At 75.3% G+C, this 23,207-nt stretch carries 24 protein-coding genes; 8 read left to right on the top strand and 16 right to left on the bottom strand.

Translation table 11 applies throughout. The annotated features are described in order from the left end of the window. Nucleotides 1-55: 55 nt before the first annotated feature. The 5 genes from pdhA to DQ238_RS06365 all read left to right on the top strand — a co-directional run bounded on the left by pdhA (nt 56) and on the right by DQ238_RS06365 (nt 5,581). Nucleotides 56-1,195, top strand: a complete 1,140-nt coding sequence (gene pdhA / locus DQ238_RS06345) for a pyruvate dehydrogenase (acetyl-transferring) E1 component subunit alpha (RefSeq protein WP_113780463.1) — start codon at nt 56-58, stop codon at nt 1,193-1,195. Further along, on the top strand, nt 1,192-2,172 hold the full coding sequence (locus DQ238_RS06350) for an alpha-ketoacid dehydrogenase subunit beta (RefSeq protein WP_113780464.1): 981 nt from the start codon (nt 1,192-1,194) through the stop codon (nt 2,170-2,172). Before pdhA ends, DQ238_RS06350 begins: the two co-directional genes overlap by 4 nt. 7 nt (nt 2,173-2,179) lie before the next feature. Then, nucleotides 2,180-3,727, top strand: coding sequence for a dihydrolipoamide acetyltransferase family protein (locus DQ238_RS06355; RefSeq protein ID WP_113780465.1), 1,548 nt, complete (start codon nt 2,180-2,182; stop codon nt 3,725-3,727). Between the two features lie 122 nt (nt 3,728-3,849). After that, the gene (locus tag DQ238_RS06360; protein WP_113780466.1) at nt 3,850-5,034 is read left to right on the top strand and encodes an AGE family epimerase/isomerase; all 1,185 of its coding nucleotides are present in this window, start codon (nt 3,850-3,852) and stop codon (nt 5,032-5,034) included. A 79-nt stretch (nt 5,035-5,113) separates the two neighbouring features. Then, nucleotides 5,114-5,581 carry an SRPBCC family protein gene (locus DQ238_RS06365; protein WP_113780467.1) on the top strand — a complete coding sequence of 156 codons (468 nt, stop codon included), beginning with the start codon at nt 5,114-5,116 and terminating at the stop codon, nt 5,579-5,581. 126 nt (nt 5,582-5,707) lie between these two features. On the opposite strand, the gene DQ238_RS06370 is transcribed toward DQ238_RS06365, so the two are convergent. The 4 genes from DQ238_RS06370 to DQ238_RS06385 are packed head-to-tail and all read right to left on the bottom strand — an operon-like array spanning nt 5,708 to nt 10,060. Beyond that, nucleotides 5,708-5,968, bottom strand: coding sequence for an HPr family phosphocarrier protein (locus DQ238_RS06370; protein ID WP_113780468.1), 261 nt, complete (start codon nt 5,966-5,968; stop codon nt 5,708-5,710). Between the two features lie 47 nt (nt 5,969-6,015). Further along, complete coding sequence (locus tag DQ238_RS06375; protein ID WP_113780469.1) at nt 6,016-8,178, bottom strand: fructose-specific PTS transporter subunit EIIC; 2,163 nt, start codon at nt 8,176-8,178, stop codon at nt 6,016-6,018. 21 nt (nt 8,179-8,199) lie between these two features. Then, nucleotides 8,200-9,243, bottom strand: a complete 1,044-nt coding sequence (locus DQ238_RS06380) for a 1-phosphofructokinase family hexose kinase (RefSeq protein WP_233495761.1) — start codon at nt 9,241-9,243, stop codon at nt 8,200-8,202. 49 nt (nt 9,244-9,292) lie between these two features. After that, nucleotides 9,293-10,060: a DeoR/GlpR family DNA-binding transcription regulator gene (locus DQ238_RS06385; protein ID WP_113780471.1), complete on the bottom strand. Its 768-nt coding sequence runs from the start codon at nt 10,058-10,060 to the stop codon at nt 9,293-9,295. 208 nt (nt 10,061-10,268) lie between these two features. Between DQ238_RS06385 and DQ238_RS06390 the strand changes: the two genes are divergently transcribed. The 3 genes from DQ238_RS06390 (at nt 10,269) to DQ238_RS06395 (ending at nt 14,674) form a co-directional block, all read left to right on the top strand. After that, nucleotides 10,269-11,981, top strand: coding sequence for a phosphoenolpyruvate--protein phosphotransferase (locus DQ238_RS06390; RefSeq protein WP_113780472.1), 1,713 nt, complete (start codon nt 10,269-10,271; stop codon nt 11,979-11,981). A 173-nt stretch (nt 11,982-12,154) separates the two neighbouring features. After that, on the top strand, nt 12,155-12,304 hold the full coding sequence (locus DQ238_RS23060; RefSeq protein ID WP_199506169.1) for a hypothetical protein: 150 nt from the start codon (nt 12,155-12,157) through the stop codon (nt 12,302-12,304). Nucleotides 12,305-12,625: 321 nt separating this feature from the next. After that, nucleotides 12,626-14,674 carry a diguanylate cyclase domain-containing protein gene (locus DQ238_RS06395; RefSeq protein ID WP_113780473.1) on the top strand — a complete coding sequence of 683 codons (2,049 nt, stop codon included), beginning with the start codon at nt 12,626-12,628 and terminating at the stop codon, nt 14,672-14,674. A 108-nt stretch (nt 14,675-14,782) separates the two neighbouring features. Here DQ238_RS06395 and DQ238_RS06400 read toward each other — a convergent pair whose 3' ends face one another. From DQ238_RS06400 to DQ238_RS06450, 12 genes are all read right to left on the bottom strand, one after another. Next, nucleotides 14,783-15,628, bottom strand: a complete 846-nt coding sequence (locus DQ238_RS06400; protein WP_113780474.1) for a tyrosine-protein phosphatase — start codon at nt 15,626-15,628, stop codon at nt 14,783-14,785. Between the two features lie 182 nt (nt 15,629-15,810). Next, complete coding sequence (locus DQ238_RS06405) at nt 15,811-16,683, bottom strand: 3-methyladenine DNA glycosylase (RefSeq protein ID WP_113780475.1); 873 nt, start codon at nt 16,681-16,683, stop codon at nt 15,811-15,813. Between the two features lie 170 nt (nt 16,684-16,853). Next, nucleotides 16,854-17,609: a 3-hydroxybutyrate dehydrogenase gene (locus DQ238_RS06410; protein WP_113780584.1), complete on the bottom strand. Its 756-nt coding sequence runs from the start codon at nt 17,607-17,609 to the stop codon at nt 16,854-16,856. Nucleotides 17,610-17,957: 348 nt separating this feature from the next. Further along, nucleotides 17,958-18,143 carry a hypothetical protein gene (locus DQ238_RS06415; protein ID WP_113780476.1) on the bottom strand — a complete coding sequence of 62 codons (186 nt, stop codon included), beginning with the start codon at nt 18,141-18,143 and terminating at the stop codon, nt 17,958-17,960. A gap of 241 nt (nt 18,144-18,384) precedes the next feature. Beyond that, nucleotides 18,385-18,600, bottom strand: a complete 216-nt coding sequence (locus DQ238_RS06420; RefSeq protein ID WP_113780477.1) for a hypothetical protein — start codon at nt 18,598-18,600, stop codon at nt 18,385-18,387. Nucleotides 18,601-18,666: 66 nt separating this feature from the next. Then, nucleotides 18,667-19,293 carry a type II toxin-antitoxin system prevent-host-death family antitoxin gene (locus tag DQ238_RS06425; protein WP_147263012.1) on the bottom strand — a complete coding sequence of 209 codons (627 nt, stop codon included), beginning with the start codon at nt 19,291-19,293 and terminating at the stop codon, nt 18,667-18,669. After that, on the bottom strand, nt 19,290-19,562 hold the full coding sequence (locus tag DQ238_RS06430; protein ID WP_233495762.1) for an acyl-CoA dehydrogenase N-terminal domain-containing protein: 273 nt from the start codon (nt 19,560-19,562) through the stop codon (nt 19,290-19,292). Before DQ238_RS06430 ends, DQ238_RS06425 begins: the two co-directional genes overlap by 4 nt. Nucleotides 19,563-19,734: 172 nt before the next feature. After that, nucleotides 19,735-20,079 (bottom strand): LapA family protein, encoded by a 345-nt coding sequence (locus tag DQ238_RS06435; RefSeq protein WP_233495763.1) that lies wholly within the window; start codon nt 20,077-20,079, stop codon nt 19,735-19,737. A 38-nt stretch (nt 20,080-20,117) separates the two neighbouring features. Continuing rightward, on the bottom strand, nt 20,118-20,282 hold the full coding sequence (locus DQ238_RS23065; protein ID WP_199506170.1) for a hypothetical protein: 165 nt from the start codon (nt 20,280-20,282) through the stop codon (nt 20,118-20,120). Between the two features lie 214 nt (nt 20,283-20,496). Then, nucleotides 20,497-21,534: a TetR/AcrR family transcriptional regulator gene (locus DQ238_RS23605; RefSeq protein WP_233495764.1), complete on the bottom strand. Its 1,038-nt coding sequence runs from the start codon at nt 21,532-21,534 to the stop codon at nt 20,497-20,499. Between the two features lie 400 nt (nt 21,535-21,934). Beyond that, entirely contained in the window at nt 21,935-22,075 is a 141-nt protein-coding gene (locus DQ238_RS22710; protein WP_158550721.1) for a hypothetical protein, read from the bottom strand. An 83-nt stretch (nt 22,076-22,158) separates the two neighbouring features. Next, nucleotides 22,159-23,184: a TIGR03617 family F420-dependent LLM class oxidoreductase gene (locus tag DQ238_RS06450; RefSeq protein WP_113780480.1), complete on the bottom strand. Its 1,026-nt coding sequence runs from the start codon at nt 23,182-23,184 to the stop codon at nt 22,159-22,161. Nucleotides 23,185-23,207 lie beyond the last annotated feature (23 nt).

Raw genomic sequence — 23,207 nt, forward strand, 5'->3', positions numbered from 1 at the left:
CGCCAGCTCGAGCGCGGCGACCCCGGCAGCGGCGGACGACGGCGAGGAGGAGCACGTGAGCCTGTCCAGCGTGACCACCGAGGTGGTCGACCCCGTACCGGGGGCGCAGGCGCCCCACCTACCGCAGCAACCCGACCTGGTGCAGCTGCTGACCCCCGAGGGGGAGCGGGTCGAGCACCCGGAGTACTCGGTCGACCTGGACGACCAGCAGCTGCGTGACCTCTACCGCGACCTGGTGCTGGTCCGCCGCTGGGACGTCGAGGCCACCGCGCTGCAGCGGCAGGGGGAGCTGGGCATCTGGGCCTCCCTGCTCGGCCAGGAGGCCGCGCAGATCGGCGCCGGCCGCGCGCTGGCACCCGGCGACACGGCCTTCCCGACCTACCGCGAGCACGGCGTGGCCTGGACCCGCGGGGTCGACCCGCTGCACGTGATGAGCCTGTTCCGCGGCGTCGACAACGGCGGCTGGGACCCGGTCGCCACCGGCTTCAACCTCTACACCGTCGTCATCGGCGCGCAGTGCCTGCACGCCACCGGCTACGCGATGGGCCTGCAGCGCGACGGCGCGGAGGCCGCGGTGTTGGCCTTTTTCGGCGACGGCGCCACCAGCCAGGGCGAGGTCAACGAGGCGATGATCTGGGCGGCCAGCTTCTCCGCCCCGGTCGTCTTCTTCTGCCAGAACAACCAGTACGCGATCAGCGTGCCCCTCGAACGCCAGTCGCGGGTGCCGCTGTACCGGCGGGCCGCCGGCTTCGGCTTCCCCGGCGTCCGGGTCGACGGCAACGACGTCCTCGCCGTCCTGGCGGTCACGAAGGCCGCGCTCGCCGCCGCTCGGGAGGGGCAGGGGCCGACGTTCGTCGAGGCCTTCACCTACCGGATGGGCGCGCACACCACCTCCGACGACCCCACCCGCTACCGGCTGGCCAGCGAGCTGGAGGAGTGGAAGCTGCGCGACCCGATCGCCCGGGTCAAGGCGTACCTGGCGCGCAGCGGAAGGGCGGGCTCGGACTTCTTCGCCGCCGTCGAGGCCGAGGCCGACGAGCTGGCCGCGCGCATCCGCCGCGGCACGGTCGAGATGCCCGACCCGCCGGGGACGGCGATGTTCGACCAGGCGTACGCCGAGCAGACCCCGCCCCTGGCCGCGCAGCAGGCGCAGTTCGAGGCCTACCAGGCGTCGTTCGAGGAGGGCGGGGAGTGACCAGCCAGACGCTCACCATCGGCAAGGCCCTCAACCTCGGCCTGCGCCGGGCGATGGAGGACGACGCCAAGGTCGTGCTCATGGGCGAGGACATCGGCCGCCTCGGCGGGGTCTTCCGCATCACCGACGGCCTGCAGAAGGACTTCGGCGAGGACCGCGTCGTCGACACCCCGCTGGCCGAGGCCGGCATCCTCGGCACCGCGGTCGGGCTGGCCATGCGCGGCTACCGGCCGGTCTGCGAGATCCAGTTCGACGGCTTCGTCTTCCCGGCCTACAACCAGATCGTCACCCAGGTCGCCAAGATCCACGCCCGCTCACGGGGCAAGCTGCCGATGCCCATCGTGATCCGCATCCCGTTCGGCGGCGGCATCGGCGCGGTCGAGCACCACAGCGAGAGCCCCGAGGCCTACTTCGCGCACACCCCCGGGCTCAAGGTGGTCGCGGTCAGCAACCCGGTGGACGCCTACTGGGGCATCCAGCAGGCGATCGCGCACCCCGACCCGATCGTCTTCCTCGAGCCCAAGCGGCGGTACTGGGAGAAGGCCGAGGTCGATCCCGACGCCACCCCCGGCCCGCTGTTCGCCTCGCGGGTGGTCCGCGGCGGGGACGACGTCAGCGTGCTGGCCTACGGCCCGATGGTGAAGACCGCGCTGCAGGCGGCCGAGGCCGCGGCGGAGGAGGGCCGCTCGCTGGAGGTCGTGGACCTGCGCACGGTGAGCCCCCTCGACCTCGACCCGGTGTTCGAGTCGGTGCGGCGCACCGGGCGCTGCGTCGTCGTCCACGAGGCGCCGGTGACCCTCGGGCTCGGGGCGGAGATCGCCGCCCGGGTCACCGAGGAGTGCTTCTTCTCGCTCGAGGCGCCGGTGCTGCGGGTGGGCGGCTACGACATCCCGTACCCGCCGTCGAAGCTGGAGGAGGAGTACCTGCCCGACCTGGACCGGGTGCTCGACGCCGTCGACCGGGCGATGGGGTTCTGAAGGAGGGATGACGTCAGTGCTCCGCCAGTTCAAGCTGCCCGACGTCGGTGAGGGCCTCACCGAGGGCGAGATCCTGCAGTGGCTGGTCGCCGTCGGCGACACGGTCACGGTCAACCAGCCGCTGTGCGAGGTGGAGACGGCGAAGGCCGCCGTCGAGCTGCCCTCGCCGTACGCCGGCACGGTCACCGCTCTGCTGCACGAGGCCGGCGACACCGTCGACGTCGGGACGCCGATCATCACCATCGACACCGGCGAGGACGCCACGACCCCGGCCCCGGACGGCGCCGGCGGGACGGGCGGGGAGGTCGCCGCGGGGCTGATCGGCGGGGAGGCGCCCGGCGGCCGCACCGCGGTGCTGGTCGGCTACGGGCCGCGGACCACCGAGGCCCGCCGGCGCCCGCGCCGCGCCGCCCCCGCCTCCCCGGCTCCCGCCCCGCTGCCCGGCGCCGACTACGGCTCGGGCGGCACCCCGCGCCCACCGCTGCCCGGCGCCGACGCCGGTGGCGACCCCCACCCGCCGCTGCTGGCCACCGCGCCGGACGCCACGGTCAAGCCCGTCCGGCACGGCGGGCTGGAGGTCGGGCGGCAGGCCGAGGCGCACGCCGCGGCCGAGGAGGCGGCGCCGTCCCGGGCGGCCGAGCGCGGGCACCGCCGGCCGCGCCCGCTGGCCAAACCCCTGGTGCGCAAGCTCGCCCGGGACCTCGGCGTCGACCTGGCCGCGCTCGCCGGCAGCGGCGCGGGCGGGGTCATCACCCGCGCCGACGTCGAGACGGCCGTGTCGGCGGAGCCGGCGCCAGCCCCCGTGGCCCCGGCCGCCGTCCCTGCTCCGGTGGCGACGGCGGGGGAGCGGCGGATCCCGGTGAGGGGGGTGCGCAAGCACACCGCCGCCGCGATGGTGGCCAGCGCGTTCACCGCGCCGCACGTCACCGAGTTCCTCACCGTCGACGTGACGCGGACGATGAAGCTGCGCGACCGGCTGGCCACCCGTCCGGAGTTCGCCGGGCGGAAGGTGTCTCCTCTGCTGTTCGTCGCCAAGGCGCTGCTGCTGGCGGTGCGCCGGCACCCGATGGTCAACAGCTCCTGGGACGAGGCCGCGCAGGAGATCGTCGTCCACGGGCAGGTGAACCTGGGCATCGCCGCGGCCACCCCGCGCGGCCTGGTCGTCCCGAACGTCAAGGACGCCGGCCGGCTGTCGCTGGCCGGGCTGGCGGACGCCCTGGCCGAGCTGACCGAGACCGCGCGGGCCGGGCGGACGGCGCCTGCGGACATGACCGGCGGCACGATCACCATCACCAACGTCGGGGTGTTCGGCGTGGACACCGGGACGCCGATCCTCAACCCGGGGGAGTCGGCGATCCTGGCCTTCGGTGCGGTCCGGGAGATGCCGTGGGTGCACAGGGGCGGGAAGGGCGGGGGCGGGAAGGTGCGGCCGCGGCAGGTGACCACGCTGGCGCTCTCCTTCGACCACCGGATCATCGACGGCGAGCTGGGCAGCCGCTTCCTGGCCGACGTCGGCGCCGTCCTGTCCGACCCCGGGACGGCGCTGGCGTTCTGAAAGAGGACCCTCCTGCCCCCACCGGAGAAGGACCCCGTCCTCCCCACCCTTCGCCAGCTCAGGGTGGGACCCGGGACGGGGCCTGCGGTGGGACCCTGCACGAGGGCCGACGAGGAGGCATCATGACCGACCTGGACCGGCTGCTGGACTTCGCCGAGCGCTCGGCCGTGCCCCAGGGGTTCGGCTACCTGGGGGACGACGGCACCGTGCTGCCGGACCGGCCGGTGGAGACGTGGATCACCGCGCGCATGACGCACGTCTTCGGGCTGGCGCACCTGCTGGGCCGACCCGGGGCCGACGACCTGGTCCGTCACGGGGTGCAGGCGCTCACCGACGGTCCCCTGCACGACGCCGAGCACGGTGGCTGGTCCCCCTCCACCGAGGACCCCCGCAACGCTGACAGGGCCAAGACCGCGTACGTGCACGCCTTCGCCGTCCTGGCCGGGTCCACCGCGACGGCGGTCGGGGCTCCCGGCGGCCGAGCGCTCCTCGACGAGGCGCTCGGCGTCTGGCAGGAGCACTTCTGGGACGACGCCGCGGGGCTGGCGGTCGAGGAGTGGGACCCCGGCTGGACCCGGCTGGACGGCTACCGCGGCGTCAACGCCAACATGCACGGCGTGGAGGCCTCCCTCGCCGCCGCCGACGCCCTGGGGGACGACGACCCGCGGGCCGCGCAGCTGCGGCGCCAGGCGCTGCGCACCGCGGAACGCGTGGTGCACGGCTGGGCGCGGGAGCGCGACTGGCGGCTGCCCGAGCACTTCACCGCGGACTGGGAGCCGCTGCCGGAGTACAACCGCGACGAGCCCGCGCACCCGTTCCGCCCGTACGGCGTCACCGTCGGCCACCAGCTCGAGTGGTCGCGGCTGGCGCTGCACCTGCGCGCGGTCACCCCCGACGCGCCGGCCTGGCTGCTCGACGACGCCGTCGGGCTGTTCCGCGCCGCGCAGACCCGCGGCTGGGCCGCCGACGGTCACGACGGTTTCCCCTACACGCTGGACTGGGACGACCGGCCGGTGGTCACCGCCCGCATGCACTGGGTGCTGTGCGAGGCGGTCGCCGCGGCCGCCGTCCTCGCGCAGGTCACCGGCGAGCAGGAGTACCGGGACCTCGCCGAGCGCTACCGGGAGCACGGGGAGGCCCGCTTCGCCGACCCGGCCACCGGGAACTGGCACCACGAGCTGACCCCGACCGGCGAGGTGGCGTCGGGCACCTGGGCCGGGCAGCCGGACGCCTACCACCTGGCCCAGATGTTCCTGCTGGACGCGGGCCGGCCGGTGCGCGGCAGCGTGGCCGCCGCGCTGCGGTGAGCACCGATCGCCGACGTGTCCGGTCGGGGAGGCCGGGGTAGAGCGACTCCACCCAACGGGACCGAGCAGAGGAGCAGCTGTGGCCAGCGTGCAGGAATCCGTCGACGTCGACGTCCCCATCCGGGTCGCCTACGACCAGTGGACGCAGTTCGAGACCTTCCCGCAGTTCATGGGCGGGGTCGAGCGGATCACCCAGCTCGACGACACCCACAACCACTGGGTCACCAACATCGACGGCGTGAAGCGGGAGTTCGACACCGAGATCACCGAGCAGCGCCCCGAGGAGCGGGTGGCCTGGACCAGCACCGGCGGCGAGGCCAAGCACGCCGGGGTGGTCACCTTCCACCGGCTCGACGACAACAAGACCCGCGTCATGATCCAGATCGACTGGGAGCCCCAGGGCATCGTCGAGAAGGCCGGGGCGGCCCTCGGCTTCGACGACCGGCAGGTCAAGGCCGACGCCAAGCGGTTCAAGGAGTTCATCGAGAGCCGGGGCACCCAGACCGGTGCCTGGCGCGGGGAGGTCTCGCGGCCCGACCAGCCGTGACCTGACCGCGCGCACGAGACGGCGCCCGGCCCCTTCTGCAGGGGACGGGCGCCGTCGTCCGTGATGGCCCCGCTGCAGGGTCCCGCCGCGAGCTCGTGAGCGGTGGGGGGCAAGGGGGTCCTCTTTCTACTCGGCGTCGAGGTCCTGGGCGACCAGGCCGGCGATCTGCTCGAGCACGGAGGGGTCGTCGCTGGAGACGACGACCTCCGTGCCCTGCTTGGCGCCGAGCGTCATGATCATCAGTGGCGAGCCGGCGTCCACCGGGTTGCCCCCGGCCGTGGCCAGCGTGACCGGCACGCCGGCCTTGCCGACGGCCTCGGCGATGAGTGCCGCCGGCCGGGCGTGCAGCCCGACCCGGGAACCGACGGTGACGGTCTGACTGGGCATGGGTGTCTCCCTCGCTTGGCGGGACGGGTCGGGTACAGCCTGCCTGCTCAGGCCCGAGCCGGCTGGGTGACCGGGGCGGCGGAGTGCGCGTGGTCCAGGTCGACGGCGTCCTCGGGGACGGACTGGGCCTTGGGCCGGCCGATGCTCTTGGCGATGGTCACCGCGACGCCGCCCACGACCGTCCCCGCGAGCAGGCCGATCAGGAACCACAGGATCCCGGTCATCGCGAAGAGGACGAAGATGCCGCCGTGGGGTGCGCGCAGCTGCACCCCGCTGGCCGCGACGATCGCGCCGGTGGTGGCGCCACCGAGCATCATCGACGGGATGACCCGGATCGGGTCGGCCGCGGCGAACGGGATCGCGCCCTCGGAGATGAACGAGGCGCCCAGCAGCCAGGCCGCCTTGCCCTGGTCCCGCTCGGCGGGGGTGTAGAGCTTCGGCCGGATGAGGGTGCTCAACGCCATGGCCAGCGGGGGCACCATGCCGGCGGCCATGACGGTCGCCATGATGACCAGGGAGCCGCGGCTGGCGTTGGCGGTCAGGCCGGTGGTGGCGAAGACGTAGGCCGCCTTGTTCACCGGGCCACCGAGGTCGAAGCACATCATCAGGCCGAGGATGATCCCGAGCAGGGCCGCGGAGGTGCCGGTCAGGCCGTTGAGCCAGTTGCCCAGGCCGGTGAGGGCCTTGGCCAGCGGGCGGCCGAGCAGGACGGCCATGATGCCGCTGGAGATGAGCGTCGCGAGCAGCGGGACGATGACGACCGGCTGGAGACCACGCACCCCGGCCGGCAGCTTCCAGCGGCTGATCCACAGCGCCGCGAAGCCGGCGATGATGCCGCCGACCAGGCCGCCGAGGAAGCCCGCGCCCACGGTCACCGACACCGCGCCGACGACGAAGCCGGGGACGATGCCGGGACGGTCGGCGATCGCGTAGGCGATGTAGCCGGCCAGCGCCGGGACGAGGAAGCCGAACGCCGCGCCGCCGAGGACGAAGCAGATCGCCCCGAGGTAGCCCCAGAAGCCGTCGTTGAGGCCCTCGACGGGTTGGGGCAGCGACGGCAGGTTGAGGAACGTGTTGTTCAGCACCCAGTTCAGCCCGTAGCTGTTCCCGGCGTCCGAACTCGGGTCGGTGAGGGCGATCTGGTAACCGCCGAAGAGGAAACCGAGGGCGATGAGCAGACCACCCGCGGCGACGAACGGGATCATGTAGCTGACGCCGGTGAGCAGCCAGCGCCGGATCTCGGTGCCCACCCCGGGGCGTCCGGCCGGTGCGCCGGCGCTGTCGGCGGCCGCGGCCTCGCCGCCGGACACCCGGTTGGCGTTCGGGTCGTCGGCCGCGGCCAGCGCCTCGCGGATCATCACGTCGGGCTCGTTGATCGCCCGCTTGGTGCCCGACTGCACGACCGGCTTGCCGGCGAAGCGGTCCCGGTCCCGGACGCCGACGTCGACGGCGAAGATCACCGCGTCGGCGGCCCGGATGACGGCCGGGTCCAGCGGGGTCGAGCCCGAGGAGCCCTGGGTCTCGACCTGCAGGTCCACCCCGGCCTCCTGCGCCGCGGCGGTGAGCTTGTCGGCGGCCATGTAGGTGTGCGCGATGCCGGTGGGGCAGGCGCTGACGGCCACGATGCGGCGTCGGCCGGCGGCGCCGTCCGGGGTGGCGGTGCCGGTCGAGGCCGTGGACGGCGGGGTGGCGCCGGCGGAGGTGGCCGTCGCGCCGACCGCGGCCGCGGCTGGGGCGGCCGCGGGTGCGGCGGCCGGCTCCGGGGAGACGACCTCCTGCACCAGCCGGACCACCTCGGCGGCGGACCCGGCCGACCGCAGCGAGGCGACGAACTCCGACCGGACCAGCGCGCGGGCCAGCGCGGTCAGCAGCGTGAGGTGGTCGGCGTCGCCGTGCGCCGGCGCGGCGATGAGGAAGACCAGGTCGGCCGGGCCGTCGGGCGCGCCGAAGTCCACCTTCGGGTCCAGCCGGGCGAAGGCCAGCGACGCATCGGTCACCGCGGCCGACCGGCAGTGCGGGATCGCGATGCCGCCGGGCAGGCCGGTGGGCGCCTGGGCCTCGCGGGCCAAGGCGTCGCCGGCGAGCGCGTCGGCGTCGGCGGCCCGGCCGTCCGCGGCGACCAGGGCGGCGAGCCGGCGGACCACCGAGCTCTTGTCGGAACCCAGGTCGGCGTCGAGCGCGACCAGGTCGGGGGTGATCAGTGGGGGCATGTCGGACCTCTCCCGGAGGCGTCAGCGGACGTCGCGGCCGGCGGCCGGGACGGGGGTGGTGCTCGGTGCAGGGGTGGTGCTGGTCGGGCCGGTGCCCGATGCGGCGATGGTCCGGACGGTGGTGACCTCGACCGCAGCGCCGTCCACCTGGTCGGGGATCGGGACGGCGGAGCCGGGCAGCGAGGCGCTGGCCGCGCCGTAGGCGACCGCCGTGCGCAGCCGCTCGGCGGGTGCGGCGCCGGCGAGGTCGGCCAGCAGCAGCCCGGCCAGGCTGCAGTCGCCGGCGCCCACGGTGCTGCGGACGACGATGCGCGGCGGGACGGCCGACCACACGCCCTCGGCGCTGGAGAGCAGCGCGCCGTCCCCACCCAGGGTCAGCAGCACCTCGGCCACCCCGCGCTCGTGCAGCGTGGCCACGGCGGCCAACGCGGCCGCTCGGTCGGTGGTGAGGTGGGCTTCGGGCACCCCGGACAGTTGGGCCAGCTCCTCGGAGTTGGGCTTGAGCACGTCGGGGGCGGCGTCCGGACCGGCGGACATCAGCGCCACCAGCGGCGCCTCGGAGGTGTCGACGGCGATGCGGGCGCCGGTGTCCCGCAGCGAGCGCACCAGCTCGGCGTACCAGTCGACCGGCGTGTCCGGCGGCAGCGAGCCGGAGAGGACCACCCAGCGGGCGCCCTCGGCGTACCGGTGCAGCACGTCGGCGAGGGCGGCGCGGGTGCGGACGTCCAGCGGGGCGCCGGGCTCGTTGAGCTTGGTGGTGGTGCCGTCGGGCTCGGCCACCGTGTAGTTGGTGCGGACGGCGGTGGGGACGGCCACCGTGGCCATCGGCAGGCGCAGCCGCTGCAGGGCCCCCACGATCGGGTCGTCGTCGGCCGCAGGCAGCACGGTGACGACCTCCTCGCCGGCCGCGGCGACCGCGCGGGCGACGTTGACGCCCTTGCCGCCCGGCTCGGTGGAGCTCGGCGCCAGGCGGACGACGCTGCCGCGCACCAGCGGGCCGGGTAGGGAGAGGGTGCGGTCCAGACTCGGGTTGGCGGTGAGGGTGACGACGCGGGGAGCGGGCACGGACGACCTCCTGGGTTGCGTGCTCATGCGAGTGCTCGTGCGACGGGTCTCATGCGACCACGACCTCGACGCCGGCGTCCTCCAGGCGGGCGACGTCCGCGGGGACGACGTCGGCGTCGGTGACCAGCACGTCGACGTCGTCCGGCGACGCGAAGCGGACCAGGTGCTCCCGGCCGAGCTTGCTGCTGTCGGCGAGGACCACCACCCGCTGCCCGGAGCGGGCCATGCCGCGCTTCACCGAGGCCTCCGCCTCGTCGGGCGTGGTGAAGCCGTGGGCGGGGGTGATGCCGTTGGCCCCGAGGAAGGCGACGTCGACCCGCAGGTCGGCCAGGGCACCGACCGCCGACTCGCCGACCGTGCACTGGGTGATGCCGCGCACCCGGCCGCCGAGGACCTGCAGGGTCACGCCGGGGGCGCAGGCCAGCCGGGCCGCGATCGGCACCGAGTTGGTGGCCACGAACAGCCGCCGGTCGCCGGGCAGCACCTCGGCCAGGGCGGCCGTGGAGCTGCCGCCGTCGAGCAGCAGGCTGCCGTCGGCACCGGGCAGCAGGTCGAGCGCCGCGGCGGCGATCTTGCGCTTCTGCTCGCTGCGGGTGCCGTGCCGCTCGCCCAGGGCGGTCTCCACGTACGTCAGAGCGCCGGCCGGGACCGCGCCACCGTGCACCCGGCGCAGCATGCCGGCCCGCTCCAGGAGGGCCAGGTCGCGCCGGACGGTCTCGGTGGTGACCGCGAACTCCTCGGCGAGGGCGGTGACCGAGACCCGGCCGCGGTCGGTGACCAGCGCGGCGATGGTCTGCTGGCGTTCCTCGGCGTACACGGCCAGCCTCCTCCCCCGCCCACCCCGCACCCCGGGCCACCACCGTGCCCGTTTGTGTGGTTTCGGCGTTGTGATGGCGTTGTTCTACGTCCGTTACTTTGACAAGTCAACACCTTTCGTGACTCTGGTCACCGGGAGAGGATGAGTGTGCTGCAGCCGTCCCCCCGCTCGTGTCCCGCAGGACCCCGACCCGCTCTGCGAGGTGCCCATGTCCGCCACCGCTCCCGGAACCGCAGCCCTGTCCTCCCCGGACGGCTCGGCGGTGCTGACCGGTACCCCCGTCGTCCCGGGAGTGGCCTACGGGCCCGTGGTCCGCCCCTCCGGTGCGGTCCGGCTGCCCGCCGACGACGGCGCCGTCGTCGCGGAGGAGGAGCGGGCGGCGGAGAGGGAGCGCTTCACCGCGGCCGCCGAGATGGTCGCCGACCGCCTCTCCGAACGCGCCGGCGCGGCCACCGGGGCGAGCGCGGAGGTACTGGCCGCCACGGCCGGGCTCGCCCGTGACCGCGGCCTGCTGTCGGCGGTCGAGCAGCGGATCGACGCGGGCTCGCCCGCCGCGGTCGCGACGGTGCAGGCCGCCCAGCAGTTCGTCGACCTCTTCACCGGCCTGGGCGGGGTCATGGCCGAGCGGGTGACCGACGTGCGCGACGTCCGGGACCGGATCGTCGCCCAGCTGACCGGCCAGCACGAGCCGGGCGTGCCCCGCCCCGAGGCGCCCTCGGTCCTGCTGGCCGAGGACCTCGCGCCCGCCGACACCGCGGGGCTGGACCCCGCCCGCATCGCCGGGCTGGGCACCCGCCTGGGCGGGACGACCAGCCACACGGCGATCATCGCCCGCCAGCTCGGGCTGCCCTGCGTGGTCGCCGTCGGCGGGCTGGACGACGTCCCGGAGGGAGCGACCGTCCTGCTCGACGGCGAGCAGGGCACGGTCACCGTCGACCCCGACCCGGCCGAGGCGCGTGCCCGGGTGGACGCCGCGCAGGCCGCCGCGGCGGCCCTGGCCGGCTACCGCGGCCCGGGGGGCACCCGGGACGGGCTCGCGGTGAAGGTCCTGGCCAACGTCCAGGACGGCGCGGGCGCGCGGACCGCGGCCGCGGCGCACGCCGAGGGGGTCGGCCTGCTGCGCACCGAGCTGGACTTCCTCAGCCGGACCGAGGAGCCCTCGGTGGAGGAGCAGGCCCGCGGCTACGCCGAGGTGTTCGAGGCCTTCCCCGGCCGGCGGGTCGTCGTCCGCACCCTGGACGCCGGCTCGGACAAGCCGCTGGCGTTCGCCACGATGCCCGACGAGGCCAACCCCGCGCTCGGCGTCCGCGGCCTGCGGGTCGCCCGCCGCGACCCCGGGCTGCTCGAACGCCAGCTGGACGCCATCGCCGAGGCCGCCGGGCGCACCGACGCCGAGGCGTGGGTGATGGCGCCGATGGTGGCGACCGTCGCGGAGGCGGCGGGGTTCGCCGAGCTGGTGCGCGCCCGCGGGCTGGTCCCCGGCGTGATGATCGAGGTGCCGTCGGCGGCCCTGCACGCCGAGCGGCTGCTGCGGCACGTCGACTTCCTGTCGATCGGCACCAACGACCTGTCGCAGTACACGCTCGCCGCCGACCGGCTCTCCGCGGACCTGGCCGACCTCACCGACCCGTGGCAGCCGGCCCTGCTCGAGCTGGTGGGGGTCACCGCCGAGGCCGGGCAGCGCACCGGCCGGCCGGTCGGGGTCTGCGGCGAGGCCGCGGCCGACCCGCTGCTGGGCTGCGTGCTCGTCGGCCTGGGGATCACGTCGCTGTCGTGCGCGGTGTCCTCGATCGCCGGCGTCGGAGCGCGGCTGGCCGTCACCGACAGCGACGCCTGCCGCCGCGCCGCCGAGGCGGCGCTGGGAGCCGACGACCCGCGGGCGGCCCGCGCCGCGGCGCGCGAGGCCCTCGGCGCCGGCTGACAGCCCGGGGAGCGTCGCGGCGAGGAGGGGCGCCGGGGCCGGCGCTCCGCCGCGCTGGGTGAAGGACCATCGGCGCGCCCGGCGATCTGCCTGTCTTCCTTCGGAACAACCGGGCCTGTACCTGCGCTGTCACAGGTATAGGTCCCACGAGCCCGAGAGGAAGACGGCTACAGATGAGCAGCACGACCTCCAACTGGCGGCGGCGTCGGCAGGCGGCGCGGACGCGCCGGGCGCTCGACCGCGCCCTCACGCGCAGCAGCAGCCCGGCGATGCGCGACGAGCTGCTGACGATGGCGAACGCCAGCGGCATCAGCCTCCGCTGAGGAAGGACCCCCCTGCCCCCTGCCCCCCGCCACTCGCAGGCTCGCGGCGGGACCCTGCAGGAGGGCCGCCCCCTGCCCCCGCCACTCGCAGGCTCGCGGCGGGACCCTGCAGGAGGGCCGCCCCCTGCCCCCGCCACCCGCAGGCTCGCGGCGGGAGGCGGCCGGAGGGGGACAGATCCGCGACCCCGGCCTCGTGGAGACCGGGGTCGCTCGCTGTCCGGGTCCGGACGGCGGGCCGACGTCCTCCCTTCGGGGCGTCGCGCTCAACCGACCGGGCCGGGGTGCCGATGAGGGGGGCATGAGCAGTGCGGGCGGCCGGCGGTGACCGGCGCGGCGACAGCCGAGCCGCGGGAGACCTCGGGCGCCACGACCGGGCTGGTGGTCGGCTACGTCCGCAAGCACGGCGGGGAGCCGGCGGTGGAGGAGGTGCTGCGCCGGGCCGGCGTGCCCTGGACCGCCGAGGAGCTGTCCCAACCGTCGCACTGGACCAGCTACGACACCCGCATCCGGCTGTTCCGGGCCGCCACCGACGTCCTCGGTGACCCGGCGACGATGTTCCGCGTCGGCCGGGAGGCCCTGACCCACGGGATGCACGCCGGCCAGGTGCTGCTGATCCGCGTCATGGGCTCGCCGCGGCAGGTGTACCGCAGGCTGCCGCCGGCCGTGGCCAAGTTCTCCACGACGTCGACCATGCAGGTCGTCGACTGCGGCGCCGGCTCCGCCACTGTCCGCTTCACCCTGCACGACGGCTACGCCCACTCCCGGCTGGACTGCGACTACGCGCAGGGCCTGATCAGCATGGTGCCGGCCGTGTTCGGGCTGGCACCGGCGAGCATCCGGCACGACGAGTGCGAGTCCGACGGGTACCCGGCCTGCGTCTACCACGTCACCTGGGAGCGTCACCGCCGGCTGCGGCGCCCCCCGCACGCGGCGGACGCCGAGCTCGCCGCGCTCCGCGCGCAGCTGCGGGCGCTGCAGTCGACCGCGACCGACCTGGTCGCCAGCGACGACGTGGACACGGTGCTGCGCCGGATCGTCACCCGCGCCGGCGAGGCGGTGCTCGCCCCCGCCTACCTGCTGGCCGTGGCCGACCCCGGCGGCGGGCCGCACCTGGTGCACAGCGCCGGGCTGCCGGAGCAGGAGGTGCCGGCCATGACGGCGCGGCTGCTGGCCGGCGAGCACCTGGGGCCGGACGCCGTCGTCGTCGACGTCGCCTCCGCCCGTCGCCGGCACGGTCGGCTCGCGGCCCTGTACGCACCCGGCGTGGGCCTGCTCGGCGACGAGGCGGCGATGCTCACCGCCCACGCCGGGTACGCCGCCGCCGCGCTGGACCTGCTCATCGCGCTCACGGACGCCCGGCGGGAGGCCGACCGGGCCGGCACGCTGCTCAGCCTGGCGCACGAGCTCGCCGGCGCCACCGATGCCGCGGCCGTGTGCACGGTGGTGGCCGAGGCGCTCCCTCGCGTGGTCGGCTGCGACAGCGCCTCCGTGATGCTGTGGGACCCCGCCGAGGGCTGTCTGCGGACGGCCGCCTCCGTCGACTCCGCGGAGCGTCGGCTCGTGCGGTCGACGGTGCTGTACGCGGAGGAGGTCCCCGAGCTGGTCGGGATGCTGAGCGACCGGGAGCCGCGCTTCCTGCGACCGGACTCGAGCAGCCCGCTGCTGCGCGACCTGCTGCACGCCCTCGACCTCACCGACGTGGTCGCCGTCCCGGTGCTGGCCGGCCGGACCTTCCTGGGGGTGGCGACCGCCAGCTGGCCGGCCGGCCGGGCGCCCGCCGTGCTGGCCGGGGATGCGCTCGTCCGGCTCCGCGGTGTCGGGGACCAGGCCGCCACGGCGCTGCAGCGGGTCCGGCTGCTGGAGACCGTCCGGCGCCAGGCGACGCACGACGGGCTCACCGGACTGCCCAACCGGGCGCTGTTCCGCGACCGGATGGAGGCCGCGCTGGCCGCCCTCGCCCCCGACGGGCACGTGGGCGTGCTCTTCTGCGACCTGGACCGCTTCAAGGCGGTCAACGACACCCTCGGCCACGCGGCCGGCGATGAGCTGCTGCGCCAGGTCGCCGCGCGGCTGCGGGCCGCCGTGCGCCCCGGTGACACCGTCGGCCGGCTCAGCGGCGACGAGTTCGCCGTGCTGCTGCCCCGCCTCGCCCGACCCGCCGACGCCGACCGCGTCGTCGCCCGCGTCCTGGGCTGCTTCGACCAGACCTTCCGCCTGGACGGCAGCGAGATCCGCGTCGGCACCAGCATCGGGGTCGCCGTCCACGGCGGTCCGGAGGGCAGCGCGGATGCGCTGCTGCGCACCGCGGACGCCGAGATGTACCGGCACAAGCACCTCCGGCGCGACGAGCCGGACGCCGTCGGGGGCTGACCCGCCCGGGCCAGGCATGGGAAGCGATCCCTACGTCTCGGCGCTCCTGACGTAGGGATCGCTTCCCATGCCTCGGTGCCTGCGCCTCGGTGCCTGCGCCTCGGTGCGTCAGTCGCGCAACCGGGCGCGCAGCGCCGCCTGCTCCGCGGGGCCGAAGCCGTGCGCGGAGAGCCACCCCAGCGGGCCGCCGTACCGCTCGTCGAGCAGGGTGAGCAGCCGGTCCACCGTCTCCGCCCGCGGGGTGTGGCTGGCGACGTCGCGGCGGACCATGTCCTCGGCGTAGGTCGGCGAGGCGGCGAGCTTGGCCACCAGCGCGTCGATGACGTCGGCGGTCATCGCGTAGTCCGCGACGATCTCCTCGTGGGGGACGCCGGCCGCCGCCAGCGTGAAGGCGACGACCACGCCGGTGCGGTCCTTGCCCGCCGCGCAGTGCACGACGGTGGCGCCGCCCGGGTCGGCGGCGAGCACCCGCAGCGCGGCGATCACGTTCTCCGGCCGGTGGGCCAGGTAGCCCAGGTAGGAGCGCACCGCCGGCGGCTCGCCCTGGTCGCTCTCGGCCACCTGCCGCGGCAGGACCGAGTCGGCCCAGTCGTCGGGGAGCTCGGGCAGGTCGGCGTTCTCGACGGCGAACACGTCGGTGTGGTGGCCGCGCTCGGGCAGCAGGGTGAAGTGCCGGTGCTCGACCGCCGGCACCGCGCGCAGCGGGCCGCGGCCCTCGAGCAGGACCTCCGCGGTGGAGCGCAGGTCCACGACCTCGCGCAGCCGCACGTCCTCGACCAGCCGGCGGACGTCGGCGTCGCTCAGCGTCTGCAGGTTGTCGCTGCGCAGGATCCGGCCGGGCCGCGTCGTCCCGCCGTCGCGGGTCGGCAGGCCGCCGAGGTCGCGGGTGTTCGTCGTCCCCTCGAGCCGCAGCCAGCGGTCGGTGCGCACGAGGTCGGGGGATGCGGAAGTCACCCCTACGACGGTACGACCGGCACACTCGCCTGCTCGCTGCCGACCGTGTGACGTGCGCCGGCCTGTCCCCGCGCCGGCGCCCGGCCGTGATCAGCTGAACTGGTCATCCGGCGTCCGAGCTCGCCGTCGGCGGGAAGCCGGGACGCGCGGAGGTGAGCCAGGACGACGGCGGCCGCGCCCGGTCAGCCGTCGAGCAGCCGGTCGCAGACCTCGATCAGGCGCCCCCGCAGGCCGGCGCCGCGACGGGCGAACCCCCGCTGGGCGGCGACGTACTCGGCCCTGCCCTCCGGCGTCTCGATCGGCACCGGCGCGTAGCCGCAGGCGCGCAGGTCGTAGGGCGAGGCCCGCATGTCCAGCTCGCGCACCTCGACGGCCAGCTCGAAGCAGTCGGCGACCAGGTCCCCGGCAACCGCGGGGGCGAGCTTGCACGCCCACTTGTAGAGGTCCATGGTCGCGTGCAGGCAGCCCGGCTGCTCGAGGTCGACCTGGGTGGCGCGGGTGGGCTGCAGCCGGTTGAGCCCGACGGCGGACGGCGTGAAGAACCGGAACGCGTCGTAGTGGGTGCACCGGATCGTGGAGCCCTCGACCACGGCGTCGGTGCCCTCCTGGCCCAGGCGGAGGGGGACCGCGTGCCGCTGCTCGTCGGCGCGGTGGACCATCGCCCACTCGTGCAGCCCGAAGCAGCCGGTGGACGCCGGCCGGGACGCGGTGGCCGCCAGCAGGTCCCGGACGAACCGCGCGGTGTCGCCCCGGTCGGCCAGGAACGCGGTCCGGTCCAGCGTCACCGCGCCGTCGTCCCCGGTGGCGTACCAGCGCCAGTCGGCGTGCGGGGCCGGCCCGTCCGGCCCCGGCGCCAGGGCGACGCCCGCGCCTGGGTGCCAGCGGCGCAGCCGACTGGGTGTCTCGGAGTAGTAGGTGAACAGGAAGTCCAGCACCGGGTGGGCCTCGCCGCGCCGGCGCCGCTCGGCGTGCGGGGTCAGCCAGGTCGCCATCCGCTCCCGGTGCGCCGCCGCGCGGGCCGTCCACTCGACGGCGGGGAGGACGTCGGGGCGCACCGGTCCAGGGTAGGAGGGGTGGACACCACCGTCGGGTGCGGCCGTCCTCCCTGGCAGGGCGCGCGCCGGCCTCCTCCAGGGCGTCCCCGAGCCTGCGAGGGGACTCAGGAGCGGGCCCTGTCCCGGGCCCCGCTCCGAGCCTGGGAGGGGTGGGGAGGAGGGGTCCTCTCTCAGTGGGCGCTCCACCCGCCGTCCATGACCAGCGAGCTGCCGGTGATCGAGCCGGCTCCGGGTGAGCACAGGTAGGCCACCGCCTCGGCGACCTCCTCCGGCTCGATCAGCCGCTTGACGGCGGCCGGGGCGAGCATGATCTGCTCGACGACCTCGTCCTCCGAGATGCCGTGCGTCCGGGCCTGGTCGGTGATCTGCCCCTCCACCAGCGGGGTGCGCACGTACGCGGGGTTCACGCAGTTGGAGGTGACCCCGTGCGGGGCGCCCTCGAGCGCGATGACCTTCGAGAGCCCCTCGAGGCCGTGCTTGGCGGTGACGTAGGCGCTCTTGTAGGGCGAGGCGCGCAGGCCGTGGACCGAGCTGACGTTGACGATCCGCCCCCACTGGCGCTCGTACATGTGCGGCAGGGCGCCGCGGACCAGCCGGAACGGCGCCTCCAGCATCAGCCGGAGGATGAGCGAGAACCGGTCGACCGGGAACTCGTGCAGCGGGGCGACGTGCTGCAGCCCGGCGTTGTTGACCAGCACGTCGACGTCGAGGTCCAGGGTGTCCACGGCGTCGAGGTCGGTCAGGTCGACGGCGACGGCCGTGCCGTCGACGGCCTCGGCGACCGCCTTGGCCGCGTCCGCGTCCCGATCCAGGACGACGACGTCGGCACCGGCCTCGGCGAGGCGGACGGCGCAGGCCCGGCCGATGCCGGACGCCGCGCCGGTGACGAGGGCTCGGCGGCCGGAGAGGGACCTGGTCGTCGTCATGAGGGGACGGTAGCCGGTGGCCGGCCGCACCGCGGCGCACACACAGTTGGGGTCTCCGCGACGGATCCCCACACCCGGCCGGGGCGTGGGCCGGCGGGTGGCCGCACTGAACTGCTGGCCGTACCGAACCGGCACGCCGCGGTAGAGGCGGCGCGCCGGCACGGCTGGAGCCAGAAGGACCCCCCACCGCTCCCAGGCCCGCGGCGAGACCCCGCAGGAGGGCCGCCCGCCTCGGCGTCGCCGAGCGTGGCCCCCTCCGGCCGCCTCCCGGGCACGGCCCCGCTGAGCCTGCGAAGGGTGGGGAGGACAGGGTCCTCCTACAGGAGGGGTCCTTCTACCGGGAGGGCCTCAAGAGTTGCCGGGCTGCACGGGCAGGTCGTCGCGCTGGGCCTCGTCGTCGGTGGTCAGGGGGGTGTCGACGCCGGGAGCGGTGTCCCGCTCGCCGCCGTCGGAACGGTCCTGCCCCGGGACGCCGTCGACCAGGTTGTCCTCCGCCGGGCCGGTCCCGCCGCCCGCTGGCTGTGGCTGGCTCATGTCGCTCCTTCGTCCTCTGTGCTTCCGTCCTCTGTGCTTCCGTCCTCTGTGCTTCGTAGCCCCCTTCTCGGCGTCCCCGAGCTCGGCCCCCTCCGGCCGCCTCCCGGGTACGGCCCCGCCCTGAGCTTGCGAAGAGTGGGGAGGACGGGGTCCTTCAACGAGGGGTGGGGGGAGGCGGTCCTTGCACCGAGCGTGCGAAGGGAGCCAGGAGGGGGTTCCTCCGCCGGAAGGGAGTCCTGGCTCACAGGCTGCCGCCGGTACTGCCCCGCTCGGCGCGCGCCACGTCGCTGTCGGCCCGGGCCGGCAGCTCGTCGGGCTGGGCGGCGTCCCGCTCGACCGCCTCCTCACGGGTGAGGGGCACCTCGTCGAAGCCCGTCCCGGTACTGCTGTTGTCGCCGGTGCCCGACGCGGTCGGGATGTCCTGCTGGATCCGGTCGCTGCCCGCGGGGTCGGTCATCGTCGTCCTCCCTGTCGTCCGGTCGCTCGGCACATGCCCGGGAGGGAGGCGATCCATGCCCGGCGGTCAGGACGGCGCGAGCACTCGCGGCCCGGCCGACCTCGCGGCCGCCGCCTGGCGGTCGTCGTAGGAGGCGAAGACCTCGGAGTCGAGCCTGCTGGCAGCCGCCACGTGCAGCGCATCCAGGCTATGCAGGTTGCGGCCCGGCAGCAGGCCGGCCTCGCGGACCAGCGCCCGGTCGACGTCCACCAGGACGAGTCGATCCAGCGCGATCGTGACCGTGCCCTGATCGATCCCCTCGCGTGCGGCCATCCGGCGCAGCTCCGTCTCGAGCAGGCCACCGTCGTGCCATCGCCGCGTACGTCGTCGAGGTGCCGTTCCAGTGCCGGTGACTCCGACTCCTCGACGAGCAGCTTGGCGGCTGCGGACACGTCGATGTGGACGGTCACCGGTCCCGCGCAGGTCGTCCAGCGTCCCCTGCACCAGGTGGTCGAGGCGGACCCGGGGGATGTCGGCGAAACTGCCCTCGGACCGGGCCGGGCGGACCGAGAGCGGCCGCGAGGCGTTCGGCGGGACGAGCAGGGCGACGACCTCGCCGTGGATGGTGATCTCGAAGGTCTCACCGGCCTGCACGGCGCGCAGGATCGCCGAGCTGTTGTTGCGCAGTTCCCGGTGCGGGATCGAGCGGGTCACGACGGCCACCTACGTAGCACCGTGTCCTCCATGAGCTCGGGCGGGGTCACCGAGTGCGTGGCCGGGTCGAAGACCGGCGGGTTGCGGTCGGCGTCGGTGAAGGACTCGGCGATCGGGCCCTCGGCCAGGCGGCGGATCTCGGCGAGCACGCCACGCGCGGTCCCGGCGTCCATCTCGGCGAAGGGCCCGCTGTCGAACCTGTCCTTGGTGTCGAGGAACTCGATGAGGGTGAACTCGAGGTCCTGCAGGTTGGCGGTGTAGTGGCTCATGCGCGTGGCTCTCGTGCGCCGTGCCGTCCGGTGAGTCCGTACTCGCGGGTGACGAGCCGTGTCACCGGCCGGTGACCCGATCAGGGCGCGCCGGAGACCCCGACGGAGGGGGACCCGGGCCCGGGCCCGGGACCAGAGCGGTCCCGGGCCCGGGGAGACGGTGGAGGTGACCTCAGCGGCGACGGCGGACACGCCGCACCCTGGAGGCGAGCCAGCCGAGGAGCGCGCCGAGCACCGCGGCGATGACCAGCGCGAGCACCAGCGGCGCCTGCACGGTGCCGAACACCAGGCTGATCTCGACCGTCTGGGTGTTGTAGACGACGAACAGCACCAGGATCACCAGGACGACGAGGAGCAACGCCTGGTACAGCGAGCGGCCGACCACCCGTCCGGGCCGTCGCTCCGGCGGGGTGGTCGCCGGCGGTATGCCGTAGGGGCCGCCGCCGGGGGTGCCGGGCGCCGGGTAGCCGGCCGTGCCCGGAGGGCGGCTCAGGGGGTCGGAGCCGGGAGCAGTCACGGATCGAGTCTGCTGCGCGGCAGCCTTCTGCGCACCTGTCAGCGGCGCGCGTCCGGTTCGGTCTCCGCCGGGGGGTAGCTGGGTCCGGCGGCGCCGCCGGCCGGCTCCTCGGTGCCGCCCTGCGACTCAGGGTCGCCGGGCGGGGCCACCTCGCTGCCGAGCGGGCCGGTCTCGCGCTGCTCGTCGGGCTGGGGCATGGTCACGGTCCCATAGTCGCCTGCCGGGTGACACCGCGGCCACTCGGTGGACCGATCGTCCGGAGGCTCCCCTGACGAGGGCTGGGCTCGCCGAGGCATGGGGCTCCCCGAGGCATGGGGCTCCCCGAGGCATGGGAAGCGATACCTGCGTCCTGGAGCCCCGGGACGCAGGTATCGCTTCCCATGCCCTCGAGGGCAGCGCTGTCGGACGGTGGGCCGCCTACTCACCGAGCGCAGAGCCGGCCTGGTGGTGGGGGTGCCCCCGCGTCCGCTCCCGCTGCTTCATCCGGGCCTCGAGCACGTGCCGGTCGCCGCCGGCCAGCTCCTGGCGGGCGCGGGCGTCGAAGTCGCGGAAGACCGACCAGTAGGTCGCGTCGTAGTCCTCGACGAGCTGGAAGGTCCACCGGTCGGCGACGACGTTGCGGCCGACCAGGTCCCGGTCGAGGTCGGCGGCGAGCCGGGTGTGGCCGGCCTTCCGCAACAGCTCGACGGCGTCCTGCAGCAGCAGGTCGGCCCTGCCGGAGTGCTGGTGGAAGCCGTAGAGCTGGCCGCGGGCCTGCTCGACGGTCTCGAGGGCCTCGGAGAGCCTGCCGAGGGCCTCCACGGTGGCGTCGTCGAGGTCGGGCCGGGTGCGGTCGGTCGTCACCGCGCCATCCTGCGGGCCCGCACCGCGGCGTGCCCGGTCAGCGGGCGGCGGCGACGTCGATGAGCCGCTCGGCCAGCTCGCGGCCGTGCGCCGCCGGGCCGTCGGGCCCAGCAGCCCCCCGGAGAGGTACATGCCGTCGAGGACGAGGTGGATCTGGGCGGCGAGGTCCTCGCCGGCGTCGGGTGCGACCTGCTCGGCCAGCCGCTCCAACCGCGCGTGCAGCTCGAACTCGTAGTCGGCGGCGGCGCTGCGGGCAGGGTGCTGCGGGTCGTCGTACTCGCTGCTGACGTTGGTGAACGGGCAGCCGCGGAAGCCGGTGCGGGTGACGTCGCGCTCGACGGTGTCGACCACCGCCAACAGCGCCGCTCGCGGGTCTCCCTCGAAGCGGGCGAGCTCGGCGTCGATGAAGGCCAATCCGGTGGCGGCCTTGCGGGCGAGGTAGGCGCCGACCAGGTCGTCCTTGCTCTTGAAGAGCCGGTAGACCGTCATCTTGCCCAGGCCCGTCTCGCGGACCAGCTCGTCCATGCCCATGCTGCGTGAGCTGCGGCTGGCGAACAGCCGCTCGGCGGTGTCCAGGACGATGGTCTGCCGCTCGGCCCGGCTCCGGCGCACGGGGACCGCGGCGTCGTCAGCGGCGGCGTCGTCAGCAGCGGCGTCGTCAGCAGCGGCGTCGTCGACGGTGAGGGGGGATGGCGGCTGCGCTCACGCCGGGGATGCTGCCCCAGCGCGGATCGGAGCAGGTCGCGGCACGCCGGGGTCGGCCGAGGGGTGGTTGCGGTGAGTGACGAGTTGCGTCGCGGGCAGCTCGGGACCCCGGGGATCGCTGGGGTCGGTGTGACGATCAGTGACGCCGAGCCCGGCCCCGTCCACGGCCTCTCCGAGCGCGGCCCCTCCCGGGCCGCGCCGGCCCCGTCCCGGGCCCCGCCGGCCCCCTGCAGGGTCCCGCCGCGAGCCTGCGAGTGGCGGGGGGCAGGGGGTCCTTCTCCGAGGGGTGGGGAGGACGGGTCCTCCTTCAGGTCCGGCGCACCCGCCGGGGGTTGGCCAGCAGTCGCGCCAGCGGGGCGGCCGCGGCCTGGCCGGTCGGTGACTCGTCGGCCTGTCGTTCGATCGGGGTCTCGTCGCCCACCCGGGGCTCACGCTGCGTGTCCGCCATGCGTCCAGCCTCCCCTCCGGGACGCGGGCAGAACAGACCCGTTCCGGGGAGGTGGAGCCGAGACGGCGAGAGATCGGTCACTCTCAGCTACGGGACCGGGCCAGCTCCGCGGCCAGCGGCTCCCACAGGTCCAGCCGGGACGGCGCGGCCGCGTAGACGCTGAACCGGTCGACCAGCGCCGTGAGGCGGGTTCGCACCTCCCGCCCGACGTCGGCCGGGTCGGCGACGACGGCGAACGCGGCGAGCACCTCGTCGTCGACCAGCTCGCGCATCGCCGTCCACCGGTCCTCGCGGCGGCCCACGGAGAGCGCGTGCAGTTCGTCGGCGAGCGCCTCCCACCCGTGCAGCTCCAGCACCGGGCGGTAGGCGGGGGTGCTGCCGTAGAAGGCGATGGCCGCCCGTGCGGCGGCGGCCGACTCCGCCCGTTCGGCCTCCGTGGTCCCGGTGACGACGAAGCCCGGGAGGCTCACGGTGACCTGCTCCCGCGACCGGCCGGCCGCGGCGAGCCCCTCCGCGAGCGCGGGCAGGGTGCGTTCACGCAGGTACCGGGGCGTCGTGAAGGCGTGCACGAGCAGGCCGTCGGCGACCTCACCGGCCAGCCGGGTCATCCCCGGCCCGACCGCCGCCAGGTGCACCGGCGGCCCGCCCCACTCGTGCGGCTCCGGGGTGAACACCGGCGTCATCAGGGTGTGCCGGTAGTGCTCGCCGGTGAAGCGCAGCGGGGTGCCCTCCTGCCACGCCGACCAGATGGCCCGCAGCGCGGCGACGTACTCCCGCATCCGCGGCACCGGCGCGCTCCAGGGCATGGAGAAGCGCCGCTCGACGTGCGCGCGCACCTGGGTGCCCAGGCCCAGCACGAACCGACCGCCGGTGTAGCGCTGCAGGTCGTGGGCGGTCGTCGCGACGGTCATCGGCGAGCGGGCGAAGGCGACGGCGATCGCCGTCCCCACCTGCAGCCGGGTGGTCGCGCGGCCGGCCACGAGCAGCGGCAGGAACGGGTCGTGGTTGGTCTCGGAGGCCCAGACGCCCGCGTATCCCCGCCGCTCGAGCTCGCAGGCGACCGCGGGGACGTCGTCCAGCCCGGCGGGGAGGGTCGCGTCGAGGAGCACGGCACCGCAGCCTGCCCGACCGG

Origin of the sequence: Geodermatophilus sp. TF02-6, from assembly GCF_003319115.1 — a bacterium.
In the GTDB taxonomy this organism is placed as follows: Bacteria; Actinomycetota; Actinomycetes; order Mycobacteriales; family Geodermatophilaceae; genus Geodermatophilus.